The 12,461-nt window shown below is 64.2% G+C and carries 11 protein-coding genes; 2 read left to right on the top strand and 9 right to left on the bottom strand.

From position 1 onward, the window contains the following. Positions 1–6: 6 nt before the first annotated feature. The 9 genes from M0639_RS12280 to mqo all read right to left on the bottom strand — a co-directional run bounded on the left by M0639_RS12280 (position 7) and on the right by mqo (position 9,862). The gene (locus M0639_RS12280) at positions 7–435 is read right to left on the bottom strand and encodes a CBS domain-containing protein (RefSeq protein WP_003942785.1); all 429 of its coding nucleotides are present in this window, start codon (positions 433–435) and stop codon (positions 7–9) included. Positions 436–515: 80 nt separating this feature from the next. Next, positions 516–2,012 (bottom strand): MFS transporter, encoded by a 1,497-nt coding sequence (locus tag M0639_RS12275; protein ID WP_003942680.1) that lies wholly within the window; start codon positions 2,010–2,012, stop codon positions 516–518. An 11-nt stretch (positions 2,013–2,023) separates the two neighbouring features. Beyond that, complete coding sequence (cobA, locus tag M0639_RS12270; RefSeq protein ID WP_007735001.1) at positions 2,024–3,250, bottom strand: uroporphyrinogen-III C-methyltransferase; 1,227 nt, start codon at positions 3,248–3,250, stop codon at positions 2,024–2,026. Then, positions 3,247–3,630, bottom strand: a complete 384-nt coding sequence (locus tag M0639_RS12265; protein ID WP_082893105.1) for a cobalamin biosynthesis protein — start codon at positions 3,628–3,630, stop codon at positions 3,247–3,249. Before M0639_RS12265 ends, cobA begins: the two co-directional genes overlap by 4 nt. A 13-nt stretch (positions 3,631–3,643) precedes the next feature. Next, positions 3,644–5,020 (bottom strand): cobyrinic acid a,c-diamide synthase CobB, encoded by a 1,377-nt coding sequence (locus M0639_RS12260; RefSeq protein ID WP_030535626.1) that lies wholly within the window; start codon positions 5,018–5,020, stop codon positions 3,644–3,646. Further along, complete coding sequence (gene cobO / locus M0639_RS12255; RefSeq protein WP_064073685.1) at positions 5,014–5,628, bottom strand: cob(I)yrinic acid a,c-diamide adenosyltransferase; 615 nt, start codon at positions 5,626–5,628, stop codon at positions 5,014–5,016. The genes M0639_RS12260 and cobO overlap by 7 nt, the downstream gene beginning before the upstream one ends. 21 nt (positions 5,629–5,649) lie before the next feature. Then, positions 5,650–7,611 (bottom strand): magnesium chelatase subunit D family protein, encoded by a 1,962-nt coding sequence (locus M0639_RS12250; RefSeq protein WP_064073717.1) that lies wholly within the window; start codon positions 7,609–7,611, stop codon positions 5,650–5,652. Between the two features lie 224 nt (positions 7,612–7,835). Beyond that, positions 7,836–8,312 (bottom strand): GNAT family N-acetyltransferase, encoded by a 477-nt coding sequence (locus M0639_RS12245; protein ID WP_003942808.1) that lies wholly within the window; start codon positions 8,310–8,312, stop codon positions 7,836–7,838. An 11-nt stretch (positions 8,313–8,323) separates the two neighbouring features. Then, a complete protein-coding gene (mqo, locus tag M0639_RS12240; protein WP_003942820.1) occupies positions 8,324–9,862 on the bottom strand; it encodes a malate dehydrogenase (quinone) in 1,539 nt (512 codons plus the stop codon). 146 nt (positions 9,863–10,008) lie between these two features. Here mqo and M0639_RS12235 point away from each other — a divergent pair, with 146 nt between their 5' ends. After that, the gene (locus tag M0639_RS12235; protein WP_030535628.1) at positions 10,009–11,058 is read left to right on the top strand and encodes an alpha/beta hydrolase; all 1,050 of its coding nucleotides are present in this window, start codon (positions 10,009–10,011) and stop codon (positions 11,056–11,058) included. Then, complete coding sequence (mtr, locus tag M0639_RS12230) at positions 11,055–12,431, top strand: mycothione reductase (RefSeq protein WP_042925811.1); 1,377 nt, start codon at positions 11,055–11,057, stop codon at positions 12,429–12,431. Before M0639_RS12235 ends, mtr begins: the two co-directional genes overlap by 4 nt. Positions 12,432–12,461 lie beyond the last annotated feature (30 nt).

Here is a 12,461-nt window from a genome sequence, read left to right as displayed (position 1 = left end):
TATCGATCAGCCCTGATCGATGTACGACTCGAGCTGATCGCGTTCGCTCTTGAGCTCGTCGATGCGGCTCTTCACCACGTCGCCGATACTGACGATGCCGAGGAGGTTGCCATCCTCGATCACCGGCAGATGCCGGATTCGACGCTCGGTCATGATCGCGGCAATGCTGTCCACTGCGTCTGCCGGAACGCACGTGTACATCAGAGCGGTCATGACCTCGCAAACCTGGATCCCGAGAAGGTCCGGGCCACGCTCGTGCAGGCGTCGAACGACATCGCGTTCGGAGATGATGCCGACCACCGCGTCGTCGTCGACCACCACCATGGCTCCGATGTTGTGGCGGGCAAGATCGCACAGCAGCCCGTTGACCGTCGTGTGGGCGTCGATCGTGACGATGCTGTTGCCCTTGTTTCGCAATATGTCCGCGATCCGCATCACGGCACCCCGATCCGTCGAGACTCTCGGCACGTCCTGCAACGATCGTATCGGCTAGCGAAGCGGAAAAACAGGACTGATCAGGCGATTCCCTGAGCTGCCTTCTCCGCAGCCTGAGCCTGGGCTACCTGAGAAGGTGTGAACCTGATGCACAGCGCCGCGATACCGGCGAACACGGCGCAGACCGCGCAGCCCACAAGTGCGAAGGTGTACCCCTCTCCGAGTGCGATCAATTGCGCCGGATTCATGTCCGCTGCCTTGCCCGAAGTGCCGCCGAGCGAGAGCGTCTTGGACGTCGCCATTGCACCGATCACCGACAGCGCCAATGGTCCACCGAGCGTCTGGGCAACTTGGGAGATTGCGGTCAGCGGGCCGATCTCGGTCTCCGGGACACCGGCGATCGCGCACAGTGGCAAGGGCACCATCGCGAGGCCGATACCGAATCCGATCCCGATCACGGGCACGAACAAGTTGGCCAGGTAGGTGGAGTCGGAATCGAGAGTAGAGCCGTAGAGGAGTCCGACGATCATGATCACGACGCCGGTGAGGACCAGCCAGCGGGGTTGAACCTTCACGGCGAGCTTGGAAGCAACCGAAGCGGCGGCGCCCAATCCGAACGCGAACGGAATGAACGCGATACCGGCACGCAACGGCGAATACTGCATGATGTCCTGCACGAACAGTGCGACGAAGGCCGTCATGCTGAACATCGCGCCACCGACGAAGAAGATGGCGAGGAACGTCGCGACACGGTTGCGATCGGCGAACAACGAGAAGGGCAAGAGCGGGTTGTCTGCAGTTCGCTCGACAAAGAGGAAGGCGGCGAGGGCGACCAATCCGGCCGCCAATGCACCGATGACGGCGATGCTCCCCCATCCCATTTCCGGGCCTTCGGTGAGAGCAAAAACAACACCGGTACAACCGAGGGTCGCGAGGATCGCGCCGGGGACATCCAAAGCCAGACGCGTCTGATTCGTCTCGCGAAGGGCGCGGAACGCCATGCCGACGAGCGCGATGCCGATCGGGACGTTGATGAGGAAGATCAGACGCCACGACACCTCGGTCAATGCGCCGCCGATGATCAGACCGGCGATCGATCCGACGCCCGTCATGGCGGCAAAAATCGCGATGGCCTGATTACGAGCCGGACCCGCGGCGAAAGTCGTGGCAACAAGGGCGAAGGCAGTGGGCGACGCCACGGCTGCGCCGACACCTTGAAGCGCCCGCGCTGCGATCAACATGCCCTCGTTCAGGGCGAGTCCACAGAGCAACGACGCCACCGTGAACAGCGAGACTCCCGCGATGAACATCTTCTTGCGTCCGAACGCGTCGCCGAGCCGACCACCGAGGAGCATGAGCCCACCAAACGCAAGCGCGTAGGAGGTCAACACCCAGTTGCGGCCGCTGTCGCTCAGCCCGAGGTCGGCCTGCAATGGCGCCAGAGCGAGGTTCGCGACAGTACCGTCGAGCACCACCATCATCTGCAAACCACTCAGGACGATGATGGCAAGCCCGATGACTCGAGTCGCTACCGGGGCATTCGCCGAAGCGGTTTCAGATGTTGGGGAGTCAGACACAAGACTTCACGTTACCCAGCGTCGACGGAAAAGCCCGCGACCGGCCCGATCACGATGATCGCCGGAGGCTTGATCTCCTCGTCCTTGACGCGCTGAGCAACGGTCGCCAGATCGGCCCGAAGTTCACGCTGGGTGCGCAGCGTGCCCTCTTGGATGACGGTGACCGGCGTGGTTGCCGGGCGTCCACCGTCGACGAGTGCCTTCGCGAACTGATCGATGCGCTCGACCGCCATGAGCAGCACGATCGTGCCGCGCAACTTGGCCAGCGCCGACCAGTCGACCAGCGAATCCGGATGATCCGGAGCCACGTGCCCACTGACGACGACGAACTCGTGGGTGACGCCGCGGTGGGTGACCGGGATGCCTGCGGCCGACGGGACCGAGATCGCGCTCGTGATTCCGGGCACTACGGTCACCGGAACGCCGGCAGCGGCACACGCTTCGAGTTCTTCGTATCCCCGTCCGAAGACGTACGGGTCCCCGCCCTTGAGGCGGACCACGAACTTGCCTGCCTTCGCGTTGTCGATCAGCGCGGCGTTGATGGCCTCCTGAGCCATGGCACGGCCGTACGGGATCTTCGCGGCGTCGATCACCTCTACGTCCGGACCCAGTTCGGCGAGCAACTCCGGCGGAGCCAATCGGTCGGCCACGACGACGTCGGCACGGGCGAGCAAACGGCGTCCGCGCACGGTGATCAGATCGGGATCACCGGGGCCACCACCGACGAGAGCAACACCCGCAGCGGCAGGCTCGGCCGTATCGGCGAGCACGCCCGACTGAAGACCTTCGACGACGGCGGTGCGGACGGCTGCCGAACGACGGTGATCGCCGCCCGCCAGAATTCCGATGCTCATACCGTCGTACTCGGCGCTGGCGGGAGTGACGGCGGTGCCGTGCTTCGCGTTGTCGGCGCGCACGCAGAAGATGTGGCGACGCTCCGCTTCGGCGACGATCGCCGCATTGGTTTCCGGCTCGTCGGTCGAGGCGATGGCGTACCACGCACCTTCGAGGTCGCCGTCGGCGTACGGGCGCTCTTCGACCGTGATCTGACCGGCAGTGGCCATACCTTCGACGGCTGGAGTGAACGCGCGACTGATGACGTGAACGCGGGCACCAGAGGCGACCAGCAGTCCGAGTCGGCGCTGAGCCACAGTGCCGCCACCGAACACGACCACGCGTCGATCGGTCAGGTTGAGGCCGACCAGGTAGTTGGTCTCGTCTGCGGTGGACTCGCTCACTCGCACTCCGTTTCGTTGTCAGAATTGGTCAAGCTGGAGGGAACTTTACGGGCCGCGGCCACGGTCACTCCATCCCTGGCAGTCTTGGCCAGCACAAGTCGGCTGCCCCCGGACGCGAGGATCGCAGCCGCTTCCGCGACGCTTGCCGTTCCGACGGCGTTCTCGACGCGAGGCGATGGTGACGGAACTTGAACTCGCGCAAGTACGTCCGGGGCGAAACTCACAATCGGGACGTTCAGTTCATGGGCCGCTGTCAGAAGAGCCGAAGACTCAGCTTTTGCCGCCACAGTGGCGAGTACCACGATCTTCCCTTGCGCCGCGGGCACAGCCTTCACCGCAGCGACGATGTCCTTCGCGGTGACACTCGTCGTGAATCCCACGCCGATACAGAGGTCATCCCCGTGCGGCATCGACGAACTTCGCGATCGATTCGGGCTGCCCCACCGGATGAGTGTGGAGATACGACGCGTGGACGCCGCCGCGAACAAATCCTTCGCGGACACTGCCGCCGTCCCAGGGCCGCCACCCCCACGCACTTCCGCAACCGTCCGCGTCTGCCGAGACGAGAGACGTTCGGTGGAACTCGTGACCGGTGACGCGGGAGCCTGCTTCGAAGAGGCTGGAGTCGCTGATCGCCACTGCTTCGCGGTACCCGAGGGTCAGGCGTTTCCCGAACGTCGCATCCACCCCGACAACACCGGCCATGCTGTGACCGTCCAAGCTGCGAGCGAGGTAGAGCAGACCGGCACACTCGGCGTGGATCGGTGCGCCGCCGTCCGCCAGGTCACGAACCTGCTGCAGCAGAACGGTATTGGCCGCGAGGTCCACCGCATGCTCTTCCGGGAACCCGCCAGGAAGGACAAGAGCGGCAGTTCCCGCAGGAAGCTCGTCCCGCAACGGGTCGAACACCTGCACGTCCGCGCCGGCGGCGGTCAACAGCTCCCGGTGCTCGGCATAGCCGAAGGTGAAGGCAGGGCCGCCCGCCATGGCAACCACAGGCCGAGACTCTGCGTGTGCGCCGACCTCGGCAACCGGATCCCATGCAGCTGCACTCACGTTCGAGGCGGCGAGTGCGCGAACAGCACCCAGATCGACGTGCGAGGCAATCAAGTCGGACATCGCGTCCACTGCGGCCACAGCGGCGGCGCCGTGCTCGGCCGCCGGAATCAGGCCGAGGTGCCGGGAGGGAACTTCGAGTTCCGTCAACCGTGGCACAACTCCGAGCACTGCGACGCCGACCTTGTCGCACGCATGACGCAACACCTGCTCGTGACGAGCGCTCCCGACGCGATTGAGAATGACGCCGCCGATGCGCACACCTGCGTCGTAGGTCGCGAAGCCGTGGAGTACGGCGGCCAGACTCTGACTGTGCCCACGGGCGTCGATCACGAGGACTACCGGCGAACCGAGGATCGACGCGACCTGCGCCGTCGATCCCTCCGCCGACGGCTGCGAGTTTGCCTCGTCGATCTTCCCGTCGAACAGACCCATGACGCCTTCGACCACGGCGATGTCGCAACCAGCGGTTCCATGCCGGTAGAGCGGTCCGATGCGATCCGGGCCCACCAGAACAGTGTCGAGGTTGCGTCCGGGCCGCCCTGCCGCGAGTCCGTGATAACCCGGGTCGATGTAGTCCGGCCCCACCTTGAAGGGTGCAACGCTGCTACCGGACCGTCGCAGCGCGCCGATCAATCCCGTTGCCACCGTAGTCTTTCCGCTACCCGAGGCAGGAGCGGCGATCACCACGGCCGGAGTGGAAGGACTTACCATTCGATGCCCCGTTGGCCCTTTCGGCCGGCATCCATCGGGTGCTTGATCTTGGTCATCTCGGTCACGAGGTCGGCGGCGTCGATCAACGCCTGCGGGGCGTCGCGTCCCGTGATGACAACGTGCTGGTTGCCCGGACGATCGCGCAGTGTCTGCACGACCTCGTCGACGTCGACCCAGCCCCACTTGAGCGGATAGGTGAACTCGTCGAGGACATAGAATCGATGTTCCTCGCTCGCAAGCCTTCTCGCGATCTCCTGCCAACCCTCCGCAGCGGCAGCAGCATGATCTTCCTCGCTACCGGCCTTGCGTGTCCATGACCAACCTTCGCCCATCTTGTGCCACTGCACCGGCCCACCGACGCCGGTTTCGTCGTGCAGGTTTCCGAGCGCGCGGAACGCGGCTTCCTCTCCGACCTTCCACTTGGCACTCTTCACGAACTGGAACACGCCGATGTCGAACCCCTGATTCCAGGCACGCAGCGCCATGCCGAAAGCGGCGGTGGACTTACCCTTTCCCGCGCCGGTGTGCACGGCAAGTACCGGCGCGTTACGACGCTGACGCGTGGTCAGACCGTCGTCGGGAACTGTCTCGGGAACACCCTTGGGCATCGTGAACTCCTGAGCTGGGATCTAGGCTGCGGCGCGGACGACACCCGCGACCTGCTGCGCTGACAATTCGGCGAGGCGGACGTATCCGCCACGTAGTTCTCGCGCCAACTCGGCCGCCAACCCCAGACGCACGAGGCCGGTCTCGCAGTCGACGACGATGGACGCGACGGACGCGTCGGCGAGAAGATGCGCGGCGACGCGGGCGCGGTGCAGCGCGTCCTTGCCGCCGGTAGCCCGGCCGTCGGTGAGTGTGACGACGAGGGCGCGACGCTGCGGGTCACGAAGTCGTTCACGCAGAACCACTTCGCGAGCATGCAGGAATCCCTCTGCGAGTGGGGATTTGCCGCCGGTACGCATCGACTGCAAGCGACGGACAGCGATGTCCACCGAAGATGTCGGCGGCAGTACGAGCTCCGCTTCACGACCACGGACGGTGATGACGGCGACCTTGTCGCGGCGCTGATAGGCGTCGCGGAGCAACGAGACAACCGCACCGGTGACCGCGGAGAGGCGGTCGCGTGCTGCCATCGACCCCGACGCGTCGACAACGAAGACGATCAGATTGCCTTCTCGCCCTTCACGTATCGCGCCGCGGAGATCAGCGGGTGCCAGCCGCAACCGTCCAGCAGTGCGACCACGGGCAATTTGAGACTCGGCTGCGGCAAAGACCGTGCTCGTCAGATGCAATCCGTGCCCACGCTCCCGCGTGGACCGCACAACTCGTCCACGGGACGACATGGACCGCGAGCGTCGTCCCGGTGCACCTTCACCGACTCCCGGAACTTCGAGGAGCTTGGCCTTGAATTCGCCGGCCGGTGGAGCCGAGGGACGATCGGTGGCGCGCACTCCCCCACCAGGTCCGTCAGGGTCGTCCGGGCCGTCGTCGTCCGGGCCGTCGTCGTCCGGCCCTTCGTCTCCGGGACCGCCGTCATCGGAGCCGCCATCTTCCGGGCCACGGTCTTCGTGATTTTCGGGAGGTTCGGGCTCTCCGTCGCGCGCGTCGTCCTCTACCTGCGACTGAGCATCCTGATCGGCCTGCTCGAGCGCATCGTCCAACTGCTGCTGATCCAAGCCGGGCTCGTCGAACGGATCGCGGCGGCGGCGATGCGGCAGCGTCAGTTCCGCCGCTACTCGTACGTCCTCCGCAGTGACTTCACTGTCGCCGCGCCAGGCAGCGTGGGCCGTCGCGGTGCGCGCCAGCACCAAGTCCGCGCGCATACCGTCGACGTCGAACGACGCACACAGCGAGGCGATACGACGCAGTTCGCGGTTACTCAGCTCGACCGAGTCCAATTTCTCACGCGCCGTGAGGATTTCGGACGCCAACTCCTCATCGGCGGATACGTACCGAGCGACAAATGCCTCGGGGTCACGCTCGTAGTCGAGTCGGCGACGCACCACTTCCATGCGAATGTCGACGTCGCGGGAAGCGGCGACGTCGACAGCCAGACCGAAACGGTCCAGAAGTTGCGGACGCAGTTCTCCCTCTTCGGGATTCATCGTGCCGACGAGTACGAACTTGGCCGGATGCGAATGGGAGATGCCGTCACGCTCGATGTGAACCCGGCCCATCGCCGCGGCGTCGAGAAGCACGTCGACCAGGTGGTCGTGAAGCAGATTCACCTCGTCGACGTACAGAACACCCTGGTGAGCGGCGGCGAGCAGTCCAGGTTGGAATGCGCGCTCACCGTCACGCAGAACCTTCTCCAGGTCGATCGAACCGATCACCCGGTCTTCGGTGGCGCCCACGGGCAGTTCGACCAAGCGGGCCGGTCGTGTCGTTCCGGCGTCGTCGACCGCGGGCAGCAGCGCAGTCAGCGCGCGCACGACCGTCGACTTGGCAGTTCCCTTCTCACCGCGAACCAGGACCCCGCCGATCCCTGGATGCACCGCACACAGGATCAGCGCCAATCGCAATTGATCCTGGCCGACCACAGCACTGAACGGGAAGCCCGCCACTGGTCGATCTTCTTCACTTCGCACGTCGATATCCCTCCACCTCTCGGTTTCCTCGCCGAGAATTTGGCTGCACTCGAATGTCGCGGCAACCTGGCTGAGATCTCCCGGTTTATCGGTAGAGGAGAGATCTTTCACAGTGGCGGGACCGCGCCTGGATCGAACAGGACTTCCCCGCGAACATTCGGTATCGAAAAAACCCTAGTCGGCTCGCTTTCCCACGAGCCGACCAGGGTCAATTCTCCGACAAACTAGCTGACGGCCACGAAAGGCTCTCCCCCACCACGACGCATCGGGGTGTGCGGGATGCCGTCTTCGATGAACTCTTCGCCGTCAGCCTTGAATCCGTGCTTGGCGTACATCTCGACCAAGTAGGTCTGGGCGTTGATCCGACACGGCGCTTCGCCGACCTCGGCCAGTGCGGCCTGCAGGAGACGGGTCGTGTGACCCTGGCCGCGCGCCTGACGCGACGTGCAGAGGCGTCCGATTCGGAAGCTCTTGTTTCCGTCGTCGTGCTCTTCGAGCAGCCGGAGCGTGCACACCACCTGGCCGTCCTGCTCGAGCCAGAAGTGGCGTGTTTCCGTCAGCAGGTCCCGCCCGTCCAACTCGGGATACGGGCAAGCCTGCTCGACGACAAAGACCTCCACTCGAAGCTTCAACAACTCGTAGAACGTCTTGTTGTCGAGATCGAGTGCCCATGAACGCTTCAAAGCTGCTGTTGCCGTCATGGGTTGGACTATCACACAGTCGCGGCGGTATCCGCGACCGGAGCCGACTCGGAAGCACCGGCGGAATCGAGCTCGAGAACCTTCGAGGACCAATCCCAGACCTGGTTGAACAGGCCCTCGTTGTCGGTGAGCTTGACGCCGATGGACGGAACCATCTCGCGGAGCTTGCCCTTCCAACCCTGGAACTCGGTCGGGAAGCAGCGCTCGAGTACGTCCAGCATCGCCGGGACGGCCGTGGACGCACCGGGCGAAGCACCGAGCAGACCGGCGATGGAACCGTCCTCAGCGGCGACCACAGCGGTACCGAATTCGAGGACACCACCCTTGCCCTTGGCACGGCGGATCACCTGGACGCGCTGGCCCGCGGTGATGAGTTCCCAGTCCTGGGCCTGCGCCTTGGGCGCGAACTCACGCAGATCCCAGATGCGACCGGCTTCGTTCTTGGCAAGCTCGCTGACCAGGTACTTGACCAGGCCGAGCTCGCTGACACCGACACCGAGCATCGAGAGGATGTTGTTCGGCTTGACCGAGCCGGGCAGGTCCGTGACGCGACCCTGCTTGAGGAACTTCGGCGACCAACCAGCGTAGGGACCGAACAGCAGACCCGGCTTGTTGCCGATGACACGGGTGTCCAGGTGAGGCACCGACATGGGCGGGGCGCCGACGGCAGCCTTGCCGTAGACCTTGGCGCTGTGCTGGTCGATGAGTTCGGGGTTGGTGCATCGCAGGAAGGCACCGCTGACCGGGAAGCCACCGAAGCCCTTGGCTTCCTTGATGCCCGACTTCTGCAGCAGGTGCAGGGCGCCGCCACCGGCACCGACGAACACGAAGCGCGAGCGAACGGTGCGCTTTTCACCGGTGCGACGGTTGGTGACCTTGACGGTCCAGGACTTGTCCGAGTTCTGCGTCAGGTTGGTGACCTCGTGGCCGAAGTACATCTTGCCGCCGGTCTTGCCGATGTAGCCGATGAGCTGCTTGGTGAGCGCTCCGAAATCGACGTCGGTGCCGTCCTGGCTCCAGTTCAGGGCGATGGGATCGGAGAAGTCGCGTCCCTTGGCCATGAGCGGCAAACGCTTGCTGAACTCGGCCGGATCGTCGATGTACTCCATACCGCGGAAGAGCGTGTGGCCGGCAAGTGCGTCGTAACGAGCACGGAGGTACTTGGCGTTGGCCTCACCGTGAACGAAGCTCACGTGCGCGATGGGGTTGATGAATTCCTTGGGCTGTGTCAGGACGCCCTGCTCTACCGCGTGTGCCCAGAACTGGCGTGACACCTGGAACTGCTCGTTGACGTTGACGGCCTTCTTGATGTCGACCGTGCCGTCCGAGTTCTCAGGTGTGTAATTGAGCTCACACAGGGCTGAGTGACCGGTTCCCGCGTTGTTCCAGGGGTCGCTGCTCTCGGCTGCGACGGCATCGAGCCGCTCGAAGGTCGAGATCGACCAATCGGGCTGCAGCTGGCGCAGCAATGCACCCAGCGTGGCGCTCATGATGCCTGCGCCCACGAGCACTACATCCGTCTTCGTCTCTACCGCGTTCTGATTCGACACTGGAGAATCGACTTCCTTGTCATTAGCCGTGCGCGCATCCGCCTGCTGTGTTACGCCGAATAGGTTACCCGTGCGTACACGCGCGGTTCACCACCCCCAATTGTGCTCTACAACGCGCACTCGAAACGACGATTAGATTGTGATTTGTGACTACTTGGGTTCCAGACGTCCTCGGTGACGGATATCAGCAGCTGACGATCCCGCTCGGAACGGATCCGGACGGCGAAGGCGAGGTGGACGCAACACTGGTCCGCTACCAACCGCAGAAGGAGGCGGTGAAGACACACCGTGCCGTTTTGTACGTGCACGGTTTCACCGATTACTTCTTCCAGAAGCACCTCGCCGAGCACTTTGCCGAGCAGGGTTACGCCTTCTTCGCACTCGACCTGCGTAAGTGCGGCCGCTCCCTCAAACCGGGGCACACAGCTCATTACGTCTCCGACCTTGCGCTCTACGACGCCGAACTGAACGAAGCGCTGCGCATCGTCCGCAGCGAGACCGAGGGCAGCGAGGTGCTGCTCATGGCGCACTCCACCGGCGGTCTGATCGTTCCGCTCTGGCTGAACCGTTTGCAGCGCAAGCCCGGTGGCAGCGACGGCGCCGGAATCTGCGGGCTGGTACTCAACAGCCCCTGGTTCGACCTTCAGGGTCCCTCAGTGGTGCGCAACGTCGGTACTACGGCGATCGATGCGCTCGGACGGGTATCGGCGAAGACGGTGATCCCGGGAACTGGGCTACCGACTTACGGTTCCAGTCTTCATGTTTCGGCCAACGGCGTCTGGGATTACAACCTCGACTGGAAGCCACTGGCAGGCTGCCCCGTTACCTTCGGCTGGATGCGGGCCGTCCGAGCGGGTCACGCAAAACTTCACCGCGGCCTAGACATCGGAGTGCCCGCGCTGATTCTGCGCTCGAAGAAGTCGCAGTTCGCGAAGGCGTACAACCCGAGCGTCGACCTCGCCGATTCCGTGCTCGACGTCAAGCAGATCGCACGTTGGGCCGGTTGCCTCGGCGATCGCACCACCATCGTCCCGATCGACGGCGCCCGTCACGACGTGTTCCTTTCGACCGAGAAGCCCTTGGCCACAGCCTTTTCCGAACTCGACCTGTGGTTGGAGTGGCTCGACGGCCACCTCACGCCGGCCGCAGAAAATTCGGCAAGCACAGCAAGCAACACACAGGAGATCGCGCAGTGACGCACTACGACCTTGCAATCATCGGCAGCGGATCCGGAAACTCGCTGCCAGACGAGCGGTTCGACGGCAAGAAGATCGCAATCCTCGAAGAGGGCACCTTCGGCGGAACGTGCCTCAATGTCGGGTGTATCCCGACCAAGATGTTCGTCTACGCCGCCGAGGTGGCACGCACCGTCACCACTGCCGAGAAGTACGGCGTCGACGCCACGCTCGACGGCGTTCGTTGGTCCGACATCGTCAAGCGCGTCTTCGGCCGCATCGATCCCATTTCTGCAGGTGGTGAGCGGTACCGCAGCGAAGACAGTCCCAACACCACCGTCTACCGCGGCCACGCCACGTTCACCGGCGACAAGACGATCGACACCGGAACCGGCGAGACGATCACCGCTGACCAGGTGGTCATCGCAGCCGGTTCGCGTCCGATCATCCCGGACGAGATCGCGTCGAGTGGTGTGAAGTACTACACCAACGAAGACATCATGCGACTGCCCGAACTTCCCGAGCACCTCGTGATCGTCGGCTCCGGATTCATCGCCACCGAGTTCGCACACGTGTTCTCCGCGTTGGGTTCTCGCGTGTCGATCATCGGTCGCAGCCAGCGACTGCTGCGGCACCTCGACGACGAGATCTCCGAGCGCTTCACCGAGTTGGCCGAACAGAAGTGGGACGTCCATCTGGGCTCCCCCCTCACGTCGGTACGCGGCGATGGCGACAACATCGCCGTCGAACTGGCAAATGGCACAGTCGTTTCCGGTGACGTTCTCCTCGTCGCGGTGGGTCGTCAGCCGAACGGTGACCTACTCGGTCTCGACAAGGCCGGCGTCGAACTCGACGACAAGGGCTCGATCGTGGTCGACGAATACCAACGCACCACCGCCGAGGGCGTCTTCGCACTCGGTGACGTCTCCTCGCCGTACCAGCTCAAGCACGTCGCCAACCATGAAGCGCGCGTTGTTCAACACAACCTGCTCCAGGACGCGTGGAAGGACACGTCCGGGCTTCGCAGCACCGATCACCGCTTCGTACCGGCAGCCGTGTTCACCGACCCGCAGATCGCCGACGTCGGAATGACGGAGAAGCAGGCTCGCGACGCCGGGCTCGACATCACCGTCAAGGTGCAGGCTTACGGCGACGTCGCGTACGGCTGGGCGATGGAGGATCAGGAGGGCATCTGCAAGGTGATCGCCGAGCGCGGCACCGGACGCATCCTCGGCGCCCACGTCATGGGTACGCAGGCTCCGACCGTCATCCAGCCGCTCATTCAGGCGATGAGCTTCGGTTTGTCAGCTCAGGACATGGCGCGCGGCCAGTACTGGATCCACCCGGCCCTGGCCGAAGTGGTCGAGAACGCGCTGCTCGGCCTCGACATCTGAGCCCCGCAGCCCTTATGACGCCGAAAAAGC

It is taken from the genome of Rhodococcus qingshengii JCM 15477 (assembly GCF_023221595.1).
GTDB lineage: Bacteria > Actinomycetota > Actinomycetes > Mycobacteriales > Mycobacteriaceae > Rhodococcus_F > Rhodococcus_F qingshengii.
Note: the sequence above shows the minus strand (reverse complement) of the source record. Positions and strands in the feature narration are given on the sequence as shown.

Bases quoted from the DNA above. Each gene is read 5' to 3' on its own strand.
- M0639_RS12260 (WP_030535626.1), bottom strand. From the start codon at position 5,020: ATGGTAAGTCCTTCCACTCCGGCCGTGGTGATCGCCGCTCCTGCCTCG.
- M0639_RS12245 (WP_003942808.1), bottom strand. From the start codon at position 8,312: ATGACGGCAACAGCAGCTTTGAAGCGTTCATGGGCACTCGATCTCGAC.
- M0639_RS12280 (WP_003942785.1), bottom strand. From the start codon at position 435: ATGCGGATCGCGGACATATTGCGAAACAAGGGCAACAGCATCGTCACG.
- cobO (WP_064073685.1), bottom strand. From the start codon at position 5,628: ATGCCCAAGGGTGTTCCCGAGACAGTTCCCGACGACGGTCTGACCACG.